A 22,492-nucleotide genomic window follows, 5' to 3' on the forward strand; every position below is an offset into this window, starting at 1 on the left:
AATCGGTCTAGTTCAGGCACTTGCGTACCCGACTAGCGAGCCACAGGCAAAAATATATTTCTCTAGGTTTTTTTGGCAGCCGCCGCTACAGTCCGAACATGGACAGGGGAGGCAATGACAGAGAATTTCATTGGCGTTATTCATGGGACGTTTCCTTTCAAGTCGAGTCGATGCGGAGCCTAGTCTACGGGCTCACATCAGCTACGGCTTGAACGAAACGGCTATTCGTGTTGGAAGCTAGAAGGCGCAATCCCGAACATGCGCTTGAACGTCCGCGAAAAATGCGCGGAGTCTGCAAATCCGCCGGCGTGCGAGGCATCGGTCAGGTTTCTGCCAGACGCTAATGCAGTGAGCGCGACTTCGATGCGCAGCCACAGCACGTAGGGCCTAAACCGCATGCCTGTTTGTTCAATGAAGAGATGGCGAAAGCGATCTGGAGAAAGGCAGGTGGCATCGGCAATCTCGGCGAGCGGAACCGTTTCACCGATACGCTCACGCAGTAGTTCCAAGGCTTGTTCAATCCGCTTATCCAGGGGTACCACCTGAACTGTGCTCATTGCGGTAAGCTTAGTAATCACGAAACGGGCGCAGGTGACAAGTTCTGAATCGTGTACGGCCCCGTTGTAGGACGCGGCGAGGGCCGCAAGTTCAAGCTCAAGCGCTTCATAGGCAAGCGACGAAATCCCCTCACCGAGACAAATCTGGTGTAGCGCCCGTCCCTCGCTTGACTCCGGCTCAACAAAGATCATCGCAACAAACTCACCGCGCGCCTCGAACGCATGCGGTTGGTGCGCAGCGATGATTGCCGCATTATAGGTATCCCAGTTTCCACCAGGGCGCCGAAATCGAACCCCACCTTCTGAGAGCGACAACGTAATCTGGACTGCATGATGGGCATGAAAATCCGTGGGCTCTCCAGCTCTACCAATCCACAGGCTCCCTCCGCGCCAAAGCACGATACGCCCGGTTCCTGTCGTCTTCATTTCATACTACTCCGATGCAATACGGATTGGCAATGATCCGAAATTTGTGCAAACAGCCGCTTTTATCGGAATTTCCTCTAACCATACATGAAGAATTTTATATATTCATGTCAAGTTCCATAGCATGGGTGTCGCAAATAGTTTGAAATGATCACAATGCCTCATTTTAAACAACGGATAAAAGCGATAGAAAAACTAATAGCCCAATACATCAACTTGAAACTTTTCGACGATCTTTCTGGAAAATTTTCAAAGCCGTTTGATACCTTACAGTTTAAAAATGTAGTGTTGCGCCACAGGTTTCGTGGTAAATATACCGTTAACGGCTCAATAACTTGTTAGCTTTCAGAACACACGATGAACAATCTATCCCTAATGAGAAAGGCTACCGGCAATCGGTATGCTGAGCGCGTCAACCTTGCCTTGCGTTTTATTCATGAGAATCTGGATCGCCCGATTGATTTGAAGGAAATTGCAGAGGCCAGTAGTTTTTCAATTTATCACTTTCATCGAATATTTCTTGCCTTAGTAGGAGAAACGGTTAATGCCTATGTAGGCCGTAAACGTCTTGAGCGTGCTGCCAATCTGCTCATTTTTAAGAAAGAGCTGAGCATTACTGAAATTGCCATTGCCACTGGTTTTTCATCTAGCGCTAACTTTGCGAAGTCATTCAAGTTGTATTTTGGTGTTAGCCCAAGCCAGATAAGAAAGCCTATAAGTACAGAAAACAGCAAGATTGGAAAACTATTTAGCAAGCATGGAAAAGTATTTAATATCAAAGATATATATCCTGAAATTGTTGCCAATTGGGTGACAAATAACTTAGGCCAATTTGAGGAGATACATATGAATGTGAAAATAGTGGACGTCAAAGAACAAGTAGCCTGCGGGCTGGCATCACCGGCGGGCTATGAATCGGCATCATTATTCAAGACGTGGGATAAGTTAATCGGATGGGCACGTAACAATGGCATTGAAGATGAGAAACAGGAACGCTTTGCTTTTTGTCATGACAATCCGACGATTACACCTATTGAAAAATGCCGTTACGAGGCGGTTGTTGTCGTGAGTCCCGAAGCCCGGATTGTAGAACCGTTTTTTAAGGTAGTCATTCCGTCGGGGAAATATGTTGTTGCACACTACAAAGGTGCCCCAGAAGGAACCACTAATTTCCACATGTCGCTATATTCTAATTGGTTCCCAAATAGCGGATTCGAGCCGGATGGTTTTCCACTAATGGAACACTATCTTAATGACGTGAGGAAGGATGGTTACGTGGAGATGGAGGCTTACATTAAGCTGAAAAATGTCATATAGAACCAGCATTAGCGGCAGCTAGAAAGCTAATCGGGTAAGGGCGAGTTCTCTCTCGCACTCCCCACACCACCTAGCATGCGGGTCCGCTACTCAAGCGGTTGAAACAGGGTAATGAAAACGTACCTACTGGTCTTTGATCGCTTCCTTTAAGCTGACACCCAATCAGACCAGATGGTTAATCTTGGTGAGCGGCCATCGCCACTGTTTCCAGTAGCAACAGCGCATGCGCCGCCGTAGCCATTCATCCAGCTCTGGGAATGGCCGGTAATATTCCGAGTTAACGCAAAGTAGTTCATCCAACCCACAATATAGCGGCGCAATGAGAAATAGTCAAATCTGGTGTATGGCTGATTTGAATCAGGCGGCCATCTGCTGTGTTTCTTCTGTTTTCTCCGGTTCCATGATGACAGCCATGCCGTCCTGAAAACGGATGCCCTTAATCACATCCGGCAATCGTTTAAATCCGCGTATTTTGCGCCAACTCTTCTCGGCGGTTAACGTCAATTGGAACACTAACCCCAACAAGGTATTGCGGGACACGCAGTTCTTGGTGCGGGTGGTCCGATGGCGAATCGTCGCAAAGCTGGATTCGATCGGATTTGTCGTCCGAATGTGTATCCAGTGCTCGGCGGGAAAGTCGTAAAAGGCCAATAGCGATTCACGGTCTTTTTCCAACACGCCCACCGCCTTGGGGTACTTGGCTTCAAAGTCACGCAAGAACGTGTCGAAGGCTTGATTGGCCAGGGCTTTGGTTTCCGCCATCCAGATTTCTTTCAGCCCCGCCTTGGCCTTGCCTTGGATTGAATCGGGTAGCGTCGCCAGCACATTCGCCGTCTTATGCACCCAGCAGCGCTGGTGTTGTGTGGTGGGCCAAGCTTCGTTGATGGCTGCCCAGAAACCCAAAGCGCCGTCGCCGGTAGCCAGTTTCGGCACGTCCTGTAGACCTCGCGTTTGTAAATCCTGCAAAACACTCAGCCACGAGGCTTTCGATTCCCGATAACCGTCCGATAAGGCCAGCAAGCGCTTTTCACCCTGTTCGTTGACTCCGATGATGACCAATAGGCACAGCCGATCATCCTCGCCACGCAGGGTCGAATAGATGCCGTCGGCCCAGACATACACAGTGCGCTCCTTCGATAAATCTCGCCGATTCCAGGCCAGATAATCCTCGGCCCATTGGGCTTTCAGGCGGCTAACCACGGCAGGTGACAAGCCTTTGGCATCGTCACCCAGCAACACCGATAAGGCCGACTGCATGTCGCCGGTGGAAATGCCGCGCAAATACAGCCAGGGTAAGGCCGCTTCCACCCGTTTTGTCTTGCGAACATACGGCGGCACCAGCGACGAGTTGAACTTGATCCTGCCGCCGGAACGGTCTCGAACCTTGGGGATTTTGACCGTCACGTTACCCACGCCCGTCACGATCTCCCGCTCAGGCAAATAGCCATTACGCACCACGGTTTGCCGGCCCCGTAAATCGGTAACCTTGGCGTATTCGCCCAGAAAAGCCTGTAGCTCCGCCTCAACGGCTTGTTGGATCAAGGCTCTAGCACCCGTCTTCAACAAATCCGTCAAAGGATCGTTAATCCCACTGGCATTATTCCAGTCTTTTGCATTATCTTTGTTCATGGCGTCTCTCATTTTGCTGTTATTCGATCTCGTCAATCTCATTTCAGCAGAGGGCGCCACCTTTCATCAAGTCGGGCCGTACACCAGATTTAGTTATAACTCCGGCGCAATTCACGGTAGCGATAAGTCAGGCTGACGCCCCAAGATCGCCCCGTGAGTTGTTTGATACGATGTTTAAGCGGTAAACGCCTTGTCGCTACAGACTACGTCAGGCGGCGTTGCGGCTTTCCTAAGCTGACTTTGACGTTCTCACCGACAGCAATGACAAAACAACCAGCCGTTCTGTGTAATTCCTCCATAGGCTGCTTTTAGCCCGCAGTCATAAAGTCGATTTGCTGCCGGAAAGCTGTTATTCGCTGAACCTAGGGATAGAAAATTTCGCCGTCATCCTAGGTGGCCGGTTGAGTTAAAAAAGTCCGTTTTGGTATGCAGGGAGAATAGGTTGCTGGTCTGAGTAGGTTTTGAGGTGGCAAAAATTAAACGGATAAAAAAATAACTTAAAAATTTGACACGAATAGATTTGGCAATTTATCAGCATTACTCACCAATAGTTGATATTCAGGTGGAAGTTGGCTGATGGGATCGATTGCTAAACGAAGATCTTGAATGACATAGCTAGCTAGGCATTGCCTTACACGTAGCCGTTTGGCTGTAGTCCCCGGAAAATACTCTGCCGCAATCATTTCCTGCTGTTCTACTGACAAATCAGGATGAGCTACGATTACGAGTTCTAATATTTGATTCCACTCTACATCATCAATTTTTGTATAGGGTGCAGGTGTATCAACTGGTTCGATTGACGTTATGCGCCCAAGAGTGAAATCGCGGAAAGATTTTCTCTCTTCGCACCACGCTCGCATGTGCCAACGCCTTGGGGCACGGACGATACTATGGGGAAACACTATACTTTCTCGCCCAGATGGTGAGGTCATAGACCGATAGACAATTTTTATACCCCTGCCGGTTTTTGCTGCCGAGAAAGATGCAGAAAAAATCGGTAAGTGAATCGGTGACAAATCCACACGGGCGTCTTCTATTTGCTCAATTAATACTTTGTCATCATGGTGGGAAATTACTCGCAAATATTCATCAGGGGAATATCTGTTGTTTGATCGTCCTATGAATTCCAGTGGAGCGTGGGCCGATGCTCTGCGGGCACGATCTCCCATTCTGGTTGTTAATTCTCCCATCAAGCGACTAGCCCATACTGTTTTAACGTCCAGCAGCTGGCGAATTCGCTCGTTATCAATCGATCCTTCCCAGGTAAGTATTGTTTCGAGATCAGTTAAGTGAGACACGGGCTAGGTTTCATAAAATAGTTCAGGATTGAAGTCTAGCACTAATTTAGCTTTAAAGCTAAATTAGCTTGAAATATAAATTATCCTGTTGTATAAATTTAGCATGAACCTATTCGACCGACTGCCCTCATCATTGTTTAACCCTCTAACTGGGCAGAACAACCGGCGTGCTTGGGATTTACTTACTCAACTATCTGAACGATTTTTTGGTCCGGATTGTGTGCCGGATTATCCAGAGGGTTACCTCCATGAGCGAATAACCAAGGAAATTGAAAGATTTCTACTTGATCGTGGATGGGAGGTTGAAGGTGAAGAAGAATCCTCCACACCTGTCAATGTGCAAGCTAACCAGCTTTTATCTCGTTTTGTTGAGACCGGTTGGTTCATTGAAGATAGAGTGGGAGCGAGAGTTTTCGTAAGTATGCGACCTGTAGTGGCCCGCTTTTTTGAGCTGCTAGAGAGTTTCACCATGGAAGGCCCTCAATTGGTAGGGGGCAATATCCAATTGATCCACAATCAGTTGAAACACGTGGTTACTGATCCAAAAGGTCAGGCAGCCGGTTTTCAGAGTGCGGCTTTATTATGCTCCCGCTTGATCAATGCTTTAAATGCCACAACGCTACGAGTCCGTGATTTGATTCGTGATTTGACTCAGGAAGAAGCTACACCGATTTTCGTCAAACGTTTTTTTGCGGAACATATCGAGGAAATTTATGTACGTGATTTTCGCCAGATGCGTACAGAGAATCATCCTTTGATGTTACGGTTTGAAATCATAGAGTTGGTTGATCAAGCAGCGCAAAGTGAACCATCGCGCTCATTATTACTTGATGGCTATCGTGAACTACCGGGTGATCGACAAACAACCGCGGAGGATGCATTGGCTCGGGATATTGCTCGATTTCATCGCTTGCTGGATGTGGAAAAATTCCTTGAACGTATGGATCGCGTGATCGATGCGGCAACTCAGCGTGCCTTAGCTTATCTGGGTTATCGACTCAAGGCATCGGAGCGAATGGAGTATGTCCTAAAAAATGCGGTTTCATCAGTTTGCCGTGCTGCGGAAGTCGGTATACCTATCGAATCCAGGCTACTGTCTCCATCCGCCGTGATTGCTGACTATCGGCTACGTATGCCAAATCTTCCTCCTGCCAAACCAGTTCGTCGTTCCATGAAAAAACGTGAAATGACGCCGCGAGAACGTGCCGAACTTATTCTCAGAAAAGCGATGATCAGACATCGTGATACAACGCCAGCCGCTATACATCGTTACGTCGAGTCTCGTATCCCCGTTGGATCGCAATTAGATGCGTCGAGCCTACCAATTGAAAGTGTTGAGGATGCGGTAGCTGTTCTGGTTCTAATGCGTATGGCTTCAATATTACGCGCAAATCCAAGAGCCATTCGTGAAAATCCCCTTTTTCGCGGCCTGAAATTCGATGTTCAGATGAAAGAAGGCATACGAGCTGAAACACCCCTGTTTGAAATGGCTGATTTCATAGTTATTAGGAGAAGTTGACATGCCACGTGACTGGTCGGCGATTGCCGAAGGCTCCAATGGGTTATATGAAATTCAGGATTTTAAGCGAGCGTTATATCAATTGGTTGTCCAACAGTGTTTATATCTCCGACATCAGGGACAGGCGGTTGCCTATCGATTGGTATCCAGTTATAGACGCGACTTCGCAGAAGCGTTGGATCTGATGGGGTTGCGTCTGGGATTTAACGATCGTTTTGAATATTGCTACGTTACTCAGGATGTCGGCACTTTAGCGGCGATGGATCTGCAAGAAACCTTATTTCTGTTGACGCTCCGCCATGTTTACCACATGCGAGCCAGCGCTGGTGATTTGACAGCTGACGGCGAAGCAATGGTTAGTATTCCTGAATTTGAAGAGAGTTTTAAGTTGCTTTGCCAGCGTAGTCTCGATACGAAGACAGAATCGTTAAAGTCGATGCTTAGAATGGCAAATCGCCATGGTTTAGCTAAGTCCTGTCCTGCCCCCGAGGGTGACCCTCAGCCCTTTGTGATCTTAATTCTTCCGGGTGTGACGGATGTACTGAGTGAACATGCAGTTAGCCGGTTTGGTGGCCATATCAGTGCCAATCTATTAGATGTCGAAGATGGTGTTAATCGACAAGAGGAAGTGGAGTCATGAAAACTCTCGTTAGCGCGCATATTGTGCAGTTCTCATTATGGGACTATGAAACTTTCCAAATTTCAGCGGGTGGTACTGCGATTATCGGTCCAAACGGTGCGGGAAAAACGAGCTTAATCGATGCAGTACAGATTGCAATGGTGGGTGGTCATGGTCAGCACATGCACTTCAACGCCCAGTCTGTACATAAGGATGCTCGAAGCATTCGATCATACGCGCTAGGCACTATGCGTTCCGGCGATGGTGAAAATGGTGTGATTACTCGTAAGCGCGACGAGGCGTTATCTTATATCTCTCTTGTGTTTCAGGGGAAAGATGAACGGGACGTGCTGAGCGCTGGGATTTGTATTCATGCAACAGTGACCGATAGTCGTACCCTAGGACTTTATGTGTTTCCGGGTGTTGCCCTGAAACTCGAGCACCACCTTGAAGATGCGGGTGACAACAGCAAGGCGCCCATCGACTGGGAGCTCTTTTGTCACCATGGTCGTAAGCTTTCCCGCTCAGCAGGACGAGAGCCAACGATTACCAGTCAGCCTGAATCCTATGTCAGGGAGTTACTCCACAATATTCAGCAGAGTGTTGATGCACGAAGGTTTCTGCGAGCATTTGGTCATAGTATCAATCTTAAAGCGGTAAGTAGCGTTGGTGACTTCTTACGAGGTTACCTTATTGAAGCTACACCTATTGATAAACGCGGAACGCTTCAACATATCAAAACCCTGCGTGCATTGAGTCAACAAATTGAGCAAATTAAAGATCAGATTGTTCAACTCGAGGCCATAGAAAAAAGTTATGCCAAAGTTGCGGATTTACGCCGAAAAGCGGCAGTCGCTGAAGCCGTAAAGCTTCAATTTGCAAGTGAAAGTGCCGGCGAGGCGGCTGCAAATTTGGAGAAAGAGCTTACTGAACTTTCCCAATCTGTTGAGAACGCCCGGAGAGATTTGCCCTATTTGGAAGAATTGCGAACAACTTTGCAGAACGCCTACGAGGCCTTGCTCCAGGAATTTAGTGCCGATCCAGATGCGCAACAACCTGCGCAGTTGCTTAGTTTACGTCAAGCCCGCTCGAGCACCGTTTTACAAACTCGAAAAGAAGTTAATCGAATTTCCCTCCAGGTAAGGATGGTATTACAGGAGATTAGCGATAGCTGTGATGGAGAAACATCTAATTGGATTAAGGAAGTAAAGCAAAATTTAGATATTTGGGATGGCTGGGCCAAGTCTGATCACATCGCGAACGTATCACAAACGGAGCAGGTTCTTGATTTATTGCGAGGAGTGAACCCGTTATTGCAAGAAAATCTTGAAAGCGCTTGCAAAGTAGCTGGTTCAGCAAAAAAGGCCTCTCTTTCCAGTGAAGGAAAGCTGAAGGCTCTTAGTCAGGGAAACCGCATCACCGATGGAAATGTTGCTCGGGCGGTTGCGTTGTTTTCTAGCGCAGGCATTACCTGTGTGCCTGTTGCCGAATTGGTGCAGGTAATCGACATTCGATGGCAAGGACCAATAGAAACTTTTCTTGGACCCCATCGGTTAGCGCTATTGGTTCAAGAAGGAAGCGAGGATGAAGCTGTTGAGCTGATCCGCAGAGAGAAGATTAACGATGTCACTATTATTCAACCAGAACACCTAAAAAATGAGATAGACCGAACCGTTGCTTCTGATACTGTAGCCGCGTTGCTGCAAGGCGAAAACAAAGTAGCTTTGGCGTATTTGCGTCGAATTCTTGGTCGTATGAAGCGTGTAGAGACAGCCGCAGAGCTTCGTCGTGAAGATAGGGCGCTAACAATGGATTACATGTTGAGTGCCAATGGAGGCACTAAGCGTATTCGCCCTTTACCTGAAGACCGTTGGGTTTTAGGTGTCAAGTTAACTAATGAAGATCGGTCTGCCATTTTGGAAGAGAACCGCAAGGTGCTTCAGATGGCAAGAGAAGCTGAACAACGTGTTGGAAAGCTGGCGAGCGCGTCAAATAATCTCCAATCGACAATTCAGCAAGTCACCAAAACAGCCTATGAGGCTGCTTTTACTTCACATCAAATAGCGGTAACTGAACTTGACGCCACTCCCGATCCAGACACAATTCCTGTTCCAGATCGCGTGGCCGTTTTGCAGTTTAAATTAAAAACAGCGAAAAGTGACGCCGACAAAAGTAAAAAAGACTACGAGGATCGCAATGCTGAATTTACCAAGCTATCAACACATTTTGATAATTTAAAACCACAACTGGAAAGCAGACGTGAAGAATACCAAAAACTTCAGCAACAGCTTGCCGAAGCGGTGACAGATATAGACTGGGATCATGAGCTTGCTAGTGCCGAGTATGACCGAATATCGGCAATGGTTAGCGAAGACATTGGTGATGCGCTGGAAGATCTATATTCGAAGCGACAAACCTGGCTAAAAAATATTAGTTCAATCGAGCAAGAAGCACGAGACGACTTTATCGATTTTATCAATGATCATTCCATCGAATTATTCGATGAGCGTAATGATTGGCAACTGGCTCACAAGTGGGTCGTTTCGCATATCGGAAAATTGAAAGACTCGACTCTTGCCAATTATGAGACAGAGGCTCAGGCCGCGAGACAGGCCGCCGAGGACTCTTTCAAGTCGGATGTTAAATTCAAAATGCGGGAGGCCATTCATCGCGTTCGCCAGGAGATACGAGATCTCAATAAAATTCTAGAAATCTGCCCAGCGTTTACAAATGGTGAGAAATATCAATTCGTGGCGAATATTTCTCCTGCACATAGATCCCTTCACGAACTGATAGTGAATAGCTCTGGTGACAGTGAAATAGACCTGTTCAGCCAACCAGAAACTCAGGTCAACATCATGGCTTTATTGGAGGCTAGCGAGAGCGGTCAAGATAAAGGCAACAATCCATTGGAGGACTATCGTCTGCTTTTCAATTTTGACCTGGAAATTCGGCAGGATGGAAAAGTGGTTGATCTCTTAAGTAAGCGGATGGGGGTTGCTTCAAATGGCGAGCATCGTGTGCCCTTCTATGTTATCGCTGGAGCAGCCTTAGCGACTGCTTACCGTATTCGCCCTGGTGTAGAGCGTTCAGGCGCTGGATTGATGATTTTAGATGAAGCCTTTTACGGAATGGATGCTCAGAATACTTTTGTGACAGCTGAATTCTTGAAAAACCTTGGCTTACAACTATTGATGGCTGGGCCTGACTCCGATGTGGGTAAGCTCGCGCCCCTTTTGGACAATTATTATGATTTGGTTCGGTATGGTGCGGATGTCTTCGTGGAGCAAGTGCGGGTCAAAGAACCTGCTCGCCGGCTATTGAGTAGCGATATTCCTTTGCTGCATCAAGAGTTGCTTGATGTCCAGGAAGCACAGCTAATTGCTGATGCACTGTAAACGGAGATGATGGTGGGAGAGCCTGTTGTCCAATCAGGTGAAGAAGCTGCTAACTCTATTCTTGGAAAGTTGCTTAGGAGAGCCGAAAACGCTTTGGCTAAAGATGGTTCTCGCGCCATATCATTAAGATTATCAGATAAGTCAGTGCCGGAGTATTGGCGGTTGCAGCGACACAAGGATAAATTGGAGTGTAATGCCGTACTGAGAGCCGCTGAAAAGCAGGGAGGTATTAAAATTGAGTGGGACAAGCGAGCGGATGAGAACTCTCAAGTTGAACGGGTACTTTTGCTTGATGAAAACCTGCTGGCGAGTTACCTAGGGGTAGTGCCTCGTTGGGTATTGATTGAGCAAGCTTCTCGAGAGTTTTCCCGGAATCTTGATCGGTATCCATTATTGGAGCAAGTACTCGAGAGCTGGCGGCATGGTTCGCAAGTACGTAATTCCAAACCTGGAGATTTTGAAGTATGGATCAGCGCAATTCGGGTTATAGATTATTGTAGAAACAAAGTTGGTGATGATATTCCTATTCGTCGCTTAAGCGCCTCTATTTTTAGTAACAGTAAACGTTTAGAAACACTGGTTCCTTACATTGACTCGCTTATACAAAATGACTTATCAGCCTCTATTCGAGAAGCTGAAGAGGTTTTTAGCGAACTCGGTTTAGTTAAGTTTCCACCGACTTTATTGCTGGCTGGAGATTTAGCGGTTCTATATGGCCAACAAGAAACCAAGGTATTAAGACCCTATATCGGTTTGGCACCGAAGGAAATAAAGGCTATTAAAGGGGAAGTATCTTTTTCATATTTACTGACAGTTGAAAACCTAACAACATTTCACGAGTTGGTAGCCCAACGGCCTCAAGGAGCGATTGTTTTTTATACAGGCGGAATGCCCAGCCCATCTTGGAAAAGAGTGTATAAATTGCTGCTTCAAGAGCTACCGCGTTCTACTCCTGTATATCACTGGGGAGATATAGATGGTGGCGGATTTAGAATTGCTAATCATTTAGCAATGTGCTGTTCAGACGTGGGTTTCGATTTGAGACTCCATTGCATGACCGCATCTCAGCTGCCGGCTGATACAGCCATAGCACGTGATTTATTATTGGCTGAGCTAACACAGATTCAAAATATCTGTGAACGATGGAGTTGGGGAACTGAGAAAGACGGATTAGGGACAGTGGCGATCGAACAAGAGGCATTGCCTATTGTATGGCCGGCGACGCAGTATTCAGCTCATTGGTAAGTATGTTAATCGGCTCGGAAAAAATTTCCACTTTTTGAACGAAATGGGTGCCCTATTTTTTACAGGCGGTAGAACGAGTTATTGTCTATCAATGACTTGCGGCATTTTCCATGGCGCCCATTCCTGGAAAACTCGGTGCAGGTTAACAGGGATGAGGCTCAAAAACATAATGAAAGCGGAAAAAGGCATTTGACCACTATTAAGTAAAATGCCAATGGGTTTGTTCGTGAAACAATCATTCAATGCCTTTTTTAGAAAACTGGGGAGAACGGTAACAATGAACAACGAAGACCAATATAGAGAAGGGATGAAGATGTACCACGAATCTCGTGGCGAATATACCAATCCTTATCCGAGCGGCTCCCCGGAATACAATCAATTTGAGCGAGGGTGGATGCAAGCCCTGAAACGAGACAATGATCATTCATCTCACAGTCAATATCGTTCATCTTATAGCCGAGAGACCTCATCAAAACCTTCTCCTTCCACTGAGGTTACGGCTGAACTCTATAGGTCGAGGAAAGGCTGAGGTTTAGTTGAATTACAGGGCCGTAGTTGCCTTCATTAGCCGAGTTCATGTTCTCTCCGTGCCCGATTTGAATGTTTAGTGACGGAAAACAAAACATCGCAGAGGACAATTTGCTGATGCGGCGTTATAAATGAATAGTTTCAGATACAAACCAGTCATTGCAGTTTATGCATAGACTTGCAAGAATTGGCCGAACTCGCTAAATCAGAATGTTGGGTTCGAAATTTTTCAATATTAGTGGCACAAAATCCGGAATTTTTCATTTTTTGTGTCAAAAGCGAGTATAGGGTATGACACAAAAAATGAAAAACTGCTTTAAATTCAATGAACCATTTTTCACTTAATTTGGCATCCGACAACTTATATTCAAAAAGCAATGATTCAAAAAATACTGGAAAACCTCCATAGACTTTACTCTATGGACTCTAGGCCATGGATTGTGGGCTATAGTGGTGGCAAAGATAGCTCCATGATTGCTTCCCTGGTCTTTGAGGTAGTGATGGCTCTACCGCTTGAACAACGTAATAAAGAGATTTGTATTGTTTGTACCGACACTCGTGTGGAAATTCCCGCTGTTGTAGCGAGGGTTCAAAGCGAATTGGACCTTATGCAAGCCTGCTCAGATACACATGGATTAAACATTTCTTCACATCTATTAAAACCAACGGCGCAACAGTCATTTTGGGTAAATATTATTGGCCGTGGGTATCCGCCGCCTAACAGGCTGGTGAAAAACTCGAAAAGCCAAGTAAGCTAAGGCATAGATGAGGGGCCAACTGTTAAAATAGGCTACCTAAATTTGGAGCCTTTCAATGCGCGGACACGATGCCATTCAAAACAGCTGGTTCAGCTATGTTAGCCTGGAAGACCGTATTCCCAAACAGCATCCGTTGCGTCGTTTACGGCTACTGGTTGATGGCGTATTGGCCTCTATGGATGCCGTCTTTGCCGAGCGTTACTCGCACACAGGCCGTCCCTCGATTGCCCCTGAAAAACTGCTGCGCGCCTTGCTGTTACAAGTCCTGTATACGGTCCGTAGCGAGCGTCAGTTTATGGAACAACTGGACTACAACCTGTTGTTTCGCTGGTTTGTCGGTCTGGGCATCGACGACGCCGTGTGGGAACGCACAGTGTTCAGTGCCAACCGCGAACGTCTGTTGTCTGAAGCCCTGAGTCGCGAATTTTTTGAGCGGGTACTGGCCATAGCCGAATGGCAAAATCTGGTGTCCGACGAACACTTCAGCGTCGACGGTAGCCTCATTGAAGCCTGGGCCTCGCACAAAAGCTTCGTCAAAAAAGATGGTAGTGGTCCCGATAAACCCGCCGGCCGCAATCCCGAGATCGACTTCAGTGGCGAAAAGCGCAGCAACGCCACCCATCAAAGTACAACCGATCCCGAAGCCCGGCTTTACAAGAAAGGCGAATACACCGAGGCCAAACTGCGTTACATCACCCATGCCTTGTCCGAGAATCGCAACGGCCTGATTGTCGATGTCGAAACCACACAAGCCACCGGCACCGCCGAAATCGAAGCCGCGCAAAAAATGATCAAACGCCGCGTGCCCCAAGGTGGCAGCGTCGGTGCCGACAAAGGCTATGACCAACCGGCGTTCGTCAACGGACTCGAGTCCCGTGATATCAAAGCCCATGTGGCCCGCAAAAAGATTGGCAGTGCCGTCGACGGCCGCACCGCGCGCGGCAAAGGTTACGCCCAAAGTCTCAAGCGCCGCAAAATCGTCGAAGAAGCCTTTGGCTGGGTCAAAACGGTCGGCGGCCTGCGCAAAACCCGTCACATCGGCTTAGCCAAAGTCGCGGGTCAGGCCTTGTTTTGCTTTGCCGCCTACAACCTGACGCGCATGCTCAACCTATTGGTGTTCACGCCGAAACCGGCGTGGAGTGCACCCGCCTAGGGTGAAGTTCGCCTGAAAACCGTCCACAGACGGCTTCAGGCGAATAAAAAGCCCTTGAAACCGGGGCAAAACGCTTGAAACTCGATGTCATGACCGATTTCAACTCGAAAAAATCACGAACATCGTGGGTAAGGGGAAATATCGGCGGGTTTTTCACCAGCCTGCTAATCGAACCTTTCGTTGGTGTACTCAGCGGTTAAAGATTGATCCCGTCAGCGAATTCATTCGCGGTAAGCTCGGGCATTGGGGGGAAGCCATTATTGTGTTGGGAGCCCGTCGAAGCGAGAGCGGCTCACGTGCACAAACATTGGATTCTCGGGCTAAGAGCGAATTCGGTTTGCGACGCCATGACGACTTACCTCGTTGTTGGATTTCGACCCCGATTGAACATATCTCTACTTTCGAGGTTTGGGATTACTTGATGGAACGTCCTTGTCCATGGGATGGCGACAATCAAACTCTTTTTCAGCTTTATAGGGATGCATCTGGCGGCGAGTGCCCGCTGGTGGTTGACCAATCTACACCCTCATGTGGCAATAGTAGATTTGGCTGCTGGACTTGCACGGTAGTAGAGAAAGATAAAGCCAGCGAGGGTTTGCTAGCCACTGGAGATCAGCGTATGGAATCACTGCTCCGGTTTCGCGAAACACTATTGCATTTTCGTGATCCAGAGAACGGTTACCGCGATATGGTGCGGAAAAACGGTCAAGAAGGACCGGGACCGCTGAAAATTGAGGCTCGGAAAGAGCTTTTAACTAAACTGTTAGCTTTGCAAGACGAATCGGGTCTCCCTGTCATCAGTGAAGAAGAGCTGCATTGGATTCAAACCTTTTGGAATAGCGCTCGCAATCCAGATGACGGTACGGGGGTCGTCAATATTATCTTCCAGCAAAAGGGTGACGCCATGCCAGACAGAAAGGATGAAGCTGAGTTGCGAGAAATCGAGGAGCGCGTAGCAACGGAAAAGGAAATATCGATAGAAACATTGCGACGGCTTGTTTCGAAGGTCGAAGAATATGGTGAAAGCCACCGTGCTGTAGGCTTGCCAGACGAACTGTTGCAGATATTGCAAGATGATTTGAGAGAGCGCCAACTGGAAAAGGAACAAACGAATGCCTGAGGTGTATATTGATTCGCTGTCTATCAAGAATTTCGGGCCATATTACGGAGAGCATACCTTCGAGCTTGGAACTGAGGGATACCGTCGAGCCACGCTTATCGGTGGCAAGAATGGTGCGGGTAAAACCCATCTGCTTCGAGCACTATATCTAGCCACTGTCGGAGAAAGTGGCGCTATTGATCTTAAAAAAGTTGAATCGGGTTCAGATGCGACTCGATTTGATTTGGCTGAATCATTGAATCGTCGAGCAAAATCCGAGGGCGAAGACAGTTGCTCAATGACGTTACAATTAAGCCAGCGCGATGAAACCGGCAGTATTGGTCGAACATTGACATTGGTTCGTCAGGTGAGGTGGCGACCCAATTCACCTCCGGTTTTTAGTTCTAAAGCCAATCTATCTGGAGATTCTCAATGGATAGAGGACGAAGACAAGGTTCAAAAGTTGCGCGACGCTTTTTTGCCACGCCATTTGACACGCTTTTTCTTTTTCGACGCGGAGCGTAGCCAAAGCATCCAGCTAAATGAGCGGGAAATAACTGAAGGCATCAGCCGAGTGCTTGGCCTTTACTCCTATTCGGAACTAGAGGAAGACTTACGCCAACTGACTGCCAATAAAATTCCCAAAATATACGGTAGTGGCTCCGAGGCGGAACGTCGCTTAAACGACATCACGGCTGAAATACTTCGCCATGAGTCCAATCTCAAAACGCTTTCGATTGATGAGTCAGACCAAAAACAAGAACTTCGGGACAACATATCGGAACTTGATGATGTAGAAGATCAGCTCAAATCTATCGGGGCCGTAGATCCTGAACAACTGACTAAAGCGACCAAACAGCGCGAGGAAATAAAATCAACCAAGGACAAGCTGGAAGCCAATCTTGGCACGGCCTGGGAATCGACATTACCCATTTCTCTGTTAGGTGGATTCCGCGCAGAGCTTCATGAATATTTACTGAAGGAGGAACGCCGAAGAGATTTCGAAAATCGAAAAGCTAGCGTAGAGCCAAAAATCCCTCAAGTAAAGCAAGCTGTGTTTGAAAACGTCCCGCCTAACTTTGTGCTGGATGATTTACTTCGAAGTTTCTATGAAGCCCAAATAGATGTTGCACTTCAAAGTTTGTTCAATCCCCCGCCTGAGGGTATGTCAGAGACAATCTTTGTTGTTCCTGAACGTAACGAGCTTAGCATTCAGATCAGATCAAAACTACGAACTCAGGCTACAGCGATACAAGGTCTTGCTAACTTGTGTGCTGAATTAGAGCGCAAGACATCTGAACTCAGAGAGCTTGATCAAACGTTAAAAGTACTGAACTCGGACAGCACTGCTATCGCTCTCGGCAATGAGTTACGTGAGCGCAGAGGCTCCCTTCTAAAACATAAAGAACAGATCGACGAAAAGATTTCCAATATTCAGGCCGAACGCATCCTAATCAATAATAAACTCCACGAGCTTCGTAAGGAGGAAACCAATCTGTCGGAGTAAGTGCAAAAAGTACAGAAAGGACGGGATCTCAATAGCTTGGCGCATCGCTATCGGGACGCTGTAAGCCAAATTAAGTCCAGCGCAGCCATATCACTTCGAGAGAAGATTGCTGACATCGTTGGAGGATTGTGGCTCGATATAACCGACCGAGGCTTAGAATACGTCGGCATGGAGTTTGATCAACACTGGAATTGCTTCCTGAAAAAGTCTGATGGCAGTCGCGTATCCTGGGAAAGCGCCAATACCTCGGCTGGTCAGCGCCAAGTTCGAATTTTGGCATTCACCGAAGCGTTGCGTCGTTTGGGCCGCTTCGTAACACCGCTTGTAGTTGATACGCCATTGGGGCGTCTGGATAAAGAAGTCCGTGAAAACGTATTGGAACGACTATATCTTTCGGGTCATCAAAGCATCATTCTGACTACTAACGCAGAAATCGATCCCAAAAGCGATCTTTTTGACCGAATCGCACCCCACTTATCCAGGGTCTACACCTTAAATCCCCAAGGTGATCCAGAATCGAACTCGTACCAAGTTAGAGTCAGCAATGACTACTTCAAACGAGTGCTTTAGAGATTATTGCCATGAGAATAAAAACAAGTGCCGCTGTAGGTGATTTCTTGGAATTGGTTTGGAGCCGCGTCCATGCTCCAAATAAAGCAGTCTTGGGCAGAGCTGGAATGTTCCTGGCTTTGGGAGAAGGCTTACCAAATGGATTTAAGGTGGCCGATTCCCAGGGTATTGAGTTAGCTGAAGAAACTATCGTTGGCGACGACTTGGCTCCAGTAGTGAGAGCAGCTCTAAATTATCGCAATGGTTCGACCCTAGATGAAACTGCCTACAAGCAAGCGTTTCGCCTTTATTTCGAGTACGGTTGCCATCGTCTCATGCAATTGTGGGACGAATACAATGGCGACCAAATCATGTTCACATCAGCGTTGATCAAAACGGCAAAAACCGGTCCTGAACTTATTCAATCCAAAGAAGGCTCCGCAATAACGCCTTTGGCGATTGTGGACCATCCGGTCCGAATCAAGTTACTTGATGACGTTGAATCTTGGACAATCAATGCGGCGGGCGGGAACTGCCTTACCGTAATTTCAGGTAAACCCGGCTCAGGCAAAAGCCAACTTGCTTTGGACCTGTTGGCCCAAATATCGCGCCAAGGTGTCAGATTTTTGTTTTTCGACTTGAAAGGTGAGTTGGAAGAGGACCCTTCAAACCCGCAACAAACGCAAACCCGAAATAATTTTCTTCAAATTACGGGGGCACATTATATTCGTCTCATTTCAGAGGGTTTGCCCATCAATCCTTTGTTTAGAGGGAAGTCCGAGGCGGAGAATGCCCAGATTGCCTCTGAGGTTGCTTCTCTGGTGGGCGCATTCGCACCACAACTTGGCGCAAATCAGGAGAGAGCCATTCGAGATGCATTTGAAAGTCTGGAACGTCCGGATTTTCAAGGTCTTGCGGCAGAATTGGAGCAACGGGGAGAAGAAGGGGTTGCGCTCTCAATATTGGAGAAAATTTCCAAATTCAACCTGTTTTCAAACGCAAACAGGGCGCAGCCGATTGAGCGCTGGTTAAGTTCGTCACAAGTTATAGACTTCAAGCCTCTCGGTAACGACAACGATACTAAAGTATTGGCTGTCGCTTTCATTTTAAACTGCATCATGCGGCAGTTAAATCGTGCCCTAGCGGTTAAAGAAGGCGTTCAGCCTTTGCAAATGGTATTGTTTGTTGACGAAGCGCATTTGTTACTACCAAAGGAGGGGAAATCTGGTCTTTTGGGTTCTTTGGCTCGGCAGGGCCGTTCATGGGGCTTTCCTGTTTGGCTAGCGTCTCAAGATGCGGATGCCTTTTTGACAAAAGGAGCTAACGCAACAGATTTTGCTGAGTTGGCAGAATGTGGAATACATTTTTCGCCTCAAACGCTGTCGGACAATGAACAGAAGAAAGTACTCGGGCAGTCTCTAAATAAACCTTTGCAGAAAGGTGAAGCTGTTCTTCGGTTGTCTGGTAAGCTTTACACAGGATTGGCACGCCAAATTTGGCGTGACGATGGCGATATAGAGGTGTAATTAATAACTAGGCGACATAGAAATTGCGCTCAAGATATGGATTACAGTTCAACTGCGTCACGGTGCATGGTCCGCGACGCGGAAAAGCCCGGCGTTACTACACGGCGTGTGGTAACGATTCAAAAAGTGCTTCGAACGCACTCCCTTCAGCCCCGACCGCATATAAACCCAACCCGTTGGCATATAAAAATCTCCCGGCGGCATCCCCGAGAGGTCCGGTGGTGCCTTCGCGTTTCATGGCTGCACCTTCGAGTCCGGTGGATGCGCCTTCCAGGTTTGCGTAGGTGCATTCCGGACATTGGGATATGCCTTCCGGGGATTTTTATATGCCGCCGGGATTGTTGGGAATGTCTTCGCAGTGGTCGGCAACCCGCACGGGTGCTTTGGAAGTTACCTTAAAACCTATAGCTACGCCTTCGGGTAATTTTAAAATCCAAACGCGCGACATTTAGCCGCACTTGTGTAAGTTGATAGCTTATCTATACTCTTGGGCGACATAGTTTTAACGCTAGTTATTCCCTTCGATTTATTCCAATACTTCCGCCGGCGATTCGGCCTGTTGGCCGTTGCCTGGCTTGCTTATCGTTTATCTATAAGGAGCACACTGATGGCTAAATCAGATTATTTCCCCCGTCCCGATGGCGAGTTATTGATATGGCATGACCGGTTTATCCTCAACCTCGCCGCGTTGAAAACCCAGCTGGGTTTATCCGACGAGGACATTGCCGCCTGCAATACCGAGAACCAAGAACTGCATGGCAAAGTGTCGGCCGCCAATATTGCCGCTGCGGCCGCGCATCATGCGACCGCCGATAAGCAGGCTTATCGCGGCCAATTCGAGAATAAGGTGAGGGCATTGGCGCGGCGCATCAAGGCTCACCCCGGTTATACGGAGGCATTGGGTAGTCTGTTGGGTATCGTCGGTGCGGAAATCAATATGGATTTAACCGATGCCAAACCGGTGCTGAAAGCTGCCGATCAGACCGGGGGTAATGTGGTGTTGAGTTTTCAAAAATTCAAAAGCGACGGCATCAATATCTATTCCCAGCGTGAGAACGAAAGCGAATTTGTGTTTCTAGCCCGTGACACTCAAACCCGTTATGTCGATAACCGCCCGCTATTGGTGGCCGGCAAGCCTGAGCTGCGCCGTTATACGGCGGTTTATGTGGTGAAAGATTTGGAAGTCGGCCAATACAGTGACGAATTGGTGGTGAGTTGTGCACCGTAAGCGTACTTCAATTCTAAGTGTGTTCGATTTTAGGGGATGCGTGATTCAGCCTTCGCTGGTTTCCCCGGTTTAGACACCTCATATTCGACAACGTCTATCTTTGTCCTTATTAACCAGACTGTTAAATTCTCTGGCTCCGTCATTCCCGCCTAAGCGGGAGCGACGATATTTGAGGGCCGGGTTAATAACTTGAGACTGATTATCCTTAAACATCAGTCATTTCCGCGTATTTGCAGATCCGGAACCAGCAAAACGGGGAGACAACCAAGGGAGAATAATCGCTGGATTATGTAGTCTTAAACCAGCTGCTGGCCGAGTACCAATGTATCGATAATCGGGCAATCCGGTTTATTGTCCCCGCTACAGGTCTGAGCCAACCGGGCCAGAATGTCGCGCATTTCGGTTAATTCGGCAATGCGTCGATTCAAATCTTCGACATGGGATTGGGCCAGCGCTTTGACATCGGCACTGGCTCTTACCGGGTCTTGCCACAGCGAAACCAGATCGCGGATTTGCTCCAGCGAAAACCCCAGCCCCCTAGCTCGTTTGATCATCCGCAACACTTGCAAATCGGTGTCGTTGTAGGTCCGGTAGCCCGATGCGGTGCGCACGCATTTTCTGATCAGTCCGATACCTTCGTAGTGACGAATCATTTTGGCGGATACGCCGGTCATTTTCAGAGCTTGGCTGCTATTCATCGCTCACTCTCCAATAGGGGGCTCAGTGTTGCGGGCGGCCAGTTCGCTGCCCGCTAGCGGGTTCGGTTAATGCCTGACGGATTGCAATAAGCCGGCGGGTTACCGCGATGGGAAGGACAAGCGATTTTTTTGCTTTTTTAGTCCCTGGTATTTTTTGAAAAAATCGCTCATGAAAAAAACGCAAGGCTCTAAACGACAGGTTTATCGGCGACGGCATAAATCACATTGGCTGAAATCTCAGTAACCGATTGGCTCACTAATTGGTCGAGATTGGCCTGCTTCACCTTCTGTAGCTGTTCGCTATTGAGCTGATCCAAGGTTCCCCGATAACCGCTACCCATCGCCAGGGTCCACCAATCCTCAGGCTCAGACAGAGCATGAGTCGCGGTTTCGGCAGAAATGTGCACTTCGGTTAAACCGGCTTCGGCCAGCATGTCCAACAGTCCTTTCGGTGTGGAAATACGATCCCAAGGATTAAAGTCTTTATAGAGTTCGGGGCGTTGTTGGCGGATGGCTTGCCAAAGCGAGGTGTTGGCTGGCTCGAATAAATCCGGTCCCCAGGTCGTAATAGCCAATCGCCCGCCTGGCCGGACCTGGCGCCATAATTCTTTGACGGCGGCGGCCATATCAGGTACGAAAAAGATCCCAAACACGCAAACGACGGCGTCGAAATAACCATCGGGATAACCTAGAGCAAGCATATCATGGACCCGAAATTCCAGATTCTCAAGACCATCGGCTTGGGCTTTATCGGCTGCCCGAGTCAATAGTTTTTCTGCCAAATCGACCGCAACCACCCGGCCATCCGAGCCGACCATCCGCGCGGCCGGTAAGGCTGAAGCGCCGGTTCCGGAACAAACATCCAATACTTGGTCACCTTGCCTCAAACCTATTCGCTCAATGGTGCTATGACCGAAACGGTTCCAAAACGTGTTGGCCGGGTGATCGAATAAATCGGCGGCTGTGTTATAAACATGTGCGGTTTTCTGATTGGCTACCCCATGTGATTCCATTTCAACCTCCTGAAAAAATATTCAAATTTTAGTCATGGATAGTCACCTTACCTCGGAGACCATCCGGAGGCATCAATCTAAAGGTTTACATAATGGGAAGGTCAAGCAAAATTAAGGCTTAACTATGATCGCTAGATGAATAATCTGCTCGGATCGTCGCCAGATCAACTACTGAACACCAGATTCAAAGCCTGGCGGGGGATTTAATCAGCGTTGCCCCAGGGAATAAGGCCGTAACGGCGCCAAGTAAAAAGTATGGCAACAAGATTGATGTGTGTCATGTTCATTTGTTTGTTGCGCCACGTAGAGCAAAGCGAAGCTTTTTGCCCGTCCGTTTGACTGCCATGTTAGGCACCGTCTTTTCTCATCATGCGCTTTAGAATTGGTAGTCGGTAAGCCGACGTCCTCGATTTCGCTGACGCTGC

At 47.9% G+C, this 22,492-nt stretch carries 18 protein-coding genes and 1 pseudogene; 13 read left to right on the forward strand and 6 right to left on the reverse strand.

The window, feature by feature from the left end; all coding sequences use genetic code 11:
* Nucleotides 1-221: 221 nt before the first annotated feature.
* On the reverse strand, nt 222-983 hold the full coding sequence (locus ACMXD4_RS00120; protein ID WP_415879500.1) for a helix-turn-helix transcriptional regulator: 762 nt from the start codon (nt 981-983) through the stop codon (nt 222-224).
* Between the two features lie 357 nt (nt 984-1,340).
* Between ACMXD4_RS00120 and ACMXD4_RS00125 the strand changes: the two genes are divergently transcribed.
* Entirely contained in the window at nt 1,341-2,300 is a 960-nt protein-coding gene (locus ACMXD4_RS00125) for an AraC family transcriptional regulator (protein ID WP_415879501.1), read from the forward strand.
* Nucleotides 2,301-2,462: 162 nt separating this feature from the next.
* Here the strand turns inward: ACMXD4_RS00125 and ACMXD4_RS00130 are convergent, their stop codons facing one another.
* The 3 genes from ACMXD4_RS00130 to ACMXD4_RS00140 all read right to left on the reverse strand — a co-directional run bounded on the left by ACMXD4_RS00130 (nt 2,463) and on the right by ACMXD4_RS00140 (nt 5,227).
* Complete coding sequence (locus tag ACMXD4_RS00130) at nt 2,463-2,600, reverse strand: group II intron maturase-specific domain-containing protein (RefSeq protein ID WP_415879502.1); 138 nt, start codon at nt 2,598-2,600, stop codon at nt 2,463-2,465.
* Nucleotides 2,601-2,657: 57 nt separating this feature from the next.
* Nucleotides 2,658-3,929 carry an IS256 family transposase gene (locus tag ACMXD4_RS00135; protein ID WP_415878904.1) on the reverse strand — a complete coding sequence of 424 codons (1,272 nt, stop codon included), beginning with the start codon at nt 3,927-3,929 and terminating at the stop codon, nt 2,658-2,660.
* Between the two features lie 497 nt (nt 3,930-4,426).
* On the reverse strand, nt 4,427-5,227 hold the full coding sequence (locus ACMXD4_RS00140) for a WYL domain-containing protein (protein WP_415879503.1): 801 nt from the start codon (nt 5,225-5,227) through the stop codon (nt 4,427-4,429).
* 103 nt (nt 5,228-5,330) lie between these two features.
* On the opposite strand from ACMXD4_RS00140, the gene ACMXD4_RS00145 reads away from it, so the two are divergent.
* From ACMXD4_RS00145 to ACMXD4_RS00200, 12 genes and pseudogenes are all read left to right on the forward strand, one after another.
* Nucleotides 5,331-6,746 carry a Wadjet anti-phage system protein JetA family protein gene (locus tag ACMXD4_RS00145; RefSeq protein ID WP_415879504.1) on the forward strand — a complete coding sequence of 472 codons (1,416 nt, stop codon included), beginning with the start codon at nt 5,331-5,333 and terminating at the stop codon, nt 6,744-6,746.
* Nucleotide 6,747: 1 nt separating this feature from the next.
* Nucleotides 6,748-7,386 carry a DUF4194 domain-containing protein gene (locus ACMXD4_RS00150; protein WP_415879505.1) on the forward strand — a complete coding sequence of 213 codons (639 nt, stop codon included), beginning with the start codon at nt 6,748-6,750 and terminating at the stop codon, nt 7,384-7,386.
* Nucleotides 7,383-10,763 (forward strand): SbcC/MukB-like Walker B domain-containing protein, encoded by a 3,381-nt coding sequence (locus ACMXD4_RS00155; protein ID WP_415879506.1) that lies wholly within the window; start codon nt 7,383-7,385, stop codon nt 10,761-10,763. Before ACMXD4_RS00150 ends, ACMXD4_RS00155 begins: the two co-directional genes overlap by 4 nt.
* Before the next feature lie 6 nt (nt 10,764-10,769).
* Entirely contained in the window at nt 10,770-12,008 is a 1,239-nt protein-coding gene (locus tag ACMXD4_RS00160; protein ID WP_415879507.1) for a Wadjet anti-phage system protein JetD domain-containing protein, read from the forward strand.
* A 905-nt stretch (nt 12,009-12,913) separates the two neighbouring features.
* The gene (locus ACMXD4_RS00165; protein WP_415879508.1) at nt 12,914-13,294 is read left to right on the forward strand and encodes a hypothetical protein; all 381 of its coding nucleotides are present in this window, start codon (nt 12,914-12,916) and stop codon (nt 13,292-13,294) included.
* Nucleotides 13,295-13,349: 55 nt separating this feature from the next.
* Nucleotides 13,350-14,447, forward strand: coding sequence for an IS5 family transposase (locus tag ACMXD4_RS00170; protein ID WP_415879509.1), 1,098 nt, complete (start codon nt 13,350-13,352; stop codon nt 14,445-14,447).
* A gap of 124 nt (nt 14,448-14,571) precedes the next feature.
* Nucleotides 14,572-15,000: pseudogene (locus ACMXD4_RS00175) on the forward strand (phosphoadenosine phosphosulfate reductase family protein); the annotation flags it as partial.
* 66 nt (nt 15,001-15,066) lie between these two features.
* Nucleotides 15,067-15,567 (forward strand): hypothetical protein, encoded by a 501-nt coding sequence (locus ACMXD4_RS00180; RefSeq protein ID WP_415880860.1) that lies wholly within the window; start codon nt 15,067-15,069, stop codon nt 15,565-15,567.
* Nucleotides 15,560-17,053, forward strand: coding sequence for an AAA family ATPase (locus ACMXD4_RS00185; RefSeq protein WP_415879510.1), 1,494 nt, complete (start codon nt 15,560-15,562; stop codon nt 17,051-17,053). Before ACMXD4_RS00180 ends, ACMXD4_RS00185 begins: the two co-directional genes overlap by 8 nt.
* Complete coding sequence (locus ACMXD4_RS00190; protein WP_415879511.1) at nt 17,054-17,623, forward strand: hypothetical protein; 570 nt, start codon at nt 17,054-17,056, stop codon at nt 17,621-17,623.
* Between the two features lie 11 nt (nt 17,624-17,634).
* Nucleotides 17,635-19,128 (forward strand): ATP-binding protein, encoded by a 1,494-nt coding sequence (locus tag ACMXD4_RS00195; RefSeq protein ID WP_101053661.1) that lies wholly within the window; start codon nt 17,635-17,637, stop codon nt 19,126-19,128.
* Between the two features lie 607 nt (nt 19,129-19,735).
* Nucleotides 19,736-20,356, forward strand: a complete 621-nt coding sequence (locus ACMXD4_RS00200) for a hypothetical protein (RefSeq protein ID WP_101053663.1) — start codon at nt 19,736-19,738, stop codon at nt 20,354-20,356.
* Between the two features lie 296 nt (nt 20,357-20,652).
* Here ACMXD4_RS00200 and cueR read toward each other — a convergent pair whose 3' ends face one another.
* Both cueR and ACMXD4_RS00210 read right to left on the reverse strand, forming a co-directional pair.
* The gene (gene cueR / locus ACMXD4_RS00205) at nt 20,653-21,054 is read right to left on the reverse strand and encodes a Cu(I)-responsive transcriptional regulator (protein WP_101053665.1); all 402 of its coding nucleotides are present in this window, start codon (nt 21,052-21,054) and stop codon (nt 20,653-20,655) included.
* 188 nt (nt 21,055-21,242) lie between these two features.
* Nucleotides 21,243-22,067 carry a class I SAM-dependent methyltransferase gene (locus ACMXD4_RS00210; protein WP_415879512.1) on the reverse strand — a complete coding sequence of 275 codons (825 nt, stop codon included), beginning with the start codon at nt 22,065-22,067 and terminating at the stop codon, nt 21,243-21,245.
* Nucleotides 22,068-22,492: the final 425 nt, after the last annotated feature.

Origin of the sequence: Methylomonas sp. TEB (genome assembly GCF_047777895.1) — a bacterium.
GTDB lineage: Bacteria > Pseudomonadota > Gammaproteobacteria > Methylococcales > Methylomonadaceae > Methylomonas.

What these genes read in the sequence shown, in the direction of transcription:
- ACMXD4_RS00180 (WP_415880860.1), top strand. Translation starts at nt 15,067, where the DNA reads ATGGAATCACTGCTCCGGTTTCGCGAAACACTATTGCATTTTCGTGAT.
- ACMXD4_RS00160 (WP_415879507.1), top strand. Translation starts at nt 10,770, where the DNA reads ATGATGGTGGGAGAGCCTGTTGTCCAATCAGGTGAAGAAGCTGCTAAC.
- ACMXD4_RS00210 (WP_415879512.1), bottom strand. Translation starts at nt 22,067, where the DNA reads ATGGAATCACATGGGGTAGCCAATCAGAAAACCGCACATGTTTATAAC.
- ACMXD4_RS00185 (WP_415879510.1), top strand. Translation starts at nt 15,560, where the DNA reads ATGCCTGAGGTGTATATTGATTCGCTGTCTATCAAGAATTTCGGGCCA.
- ACMXD4_RS00200 (WP_101053663.1), top strand. Translation starts at nt 19,736, where the DNA reads ATGGCTAAATCAGATTATTTCCCCCGTCCCGATGGCGAGTTATTGATA.
- ACMXD4_RS00165 (WP_415879508.1), top strand. Translation starts at nt 12,914, where the DNA reads ATGATTCAAAAAATACTGGAAAACCTCCATAGACTTTACTCTATGGAC.
- ACMXD4_RS00150 (WP_415879505.1), top strand. Translation starts at nt 6,748, where the DNA reads ATGCCACGTGACTGGTCGGCGATTGCCGAAGGCTCCAATGGGTTATAT.
- ACMXD4_RS00145 (WP_415879504.1), top strand. Translation starts at nt 5,331, where the DNA reads ATGAACCTATTCGACCGACTGCCCTCATCATTGTTTAACCCTCTAACT.
- ACMXD4_RS00195 (WP_101053661.1), top strand. Translation starts at nt 17,635, where the DNA reads ATGAGAATAAAAACAAGTGCCGCTGTAGGTGATTTCTTGGAATTGGTT.
- ACMXD4_RS00170 (WP_415879509.1), top strand. Translation starts at nt 13,350, where the DNA reads ATGCGCGGACACGATGCCATTCAAAACAGCTGGTTCAGCTATGTTAGC.
- cueR (WP_101053665.1), bottom strand. Translation starts at nt 21,054, where the DNA reads ATGAATAGCAGCCAAGCTCTGAAAATGACCGGCGTATCCGCCAAAATG.
- ACMXD4_RS00135 (WP_415878904.1), bottom strand. Translation starts at nt 3,929, where the DNA reads ATGAACAAAGATAATGCAAAAGACTGGAATAATGCCAGTGGGATTAAC.
- ACMXD4_RS00155 (WP_415879506.1), top strand. Translation starts at nt 7,383, where the DNA reads ATGAAAACTCTCGTTAGCGCGCATATTGTGCAGTTCTCATTATGGGAC.
- ACMXD4_RS00125 (WP_415879501.1), top strand. Translation starts at nt 1,341, where the DNA reads ATGAACAATCTATCCCTAATGAGAAAGGCTACCGGCAATCGGTATGCT.
- ACMXD4_RS00120 (WP_415879500.1), bottom strand. Translation starts at nt 983, where the DNA reads ATGAAGACGACAGGAACCGGGCGTATCGTGCTTTGGCGCGGAGGGAGC.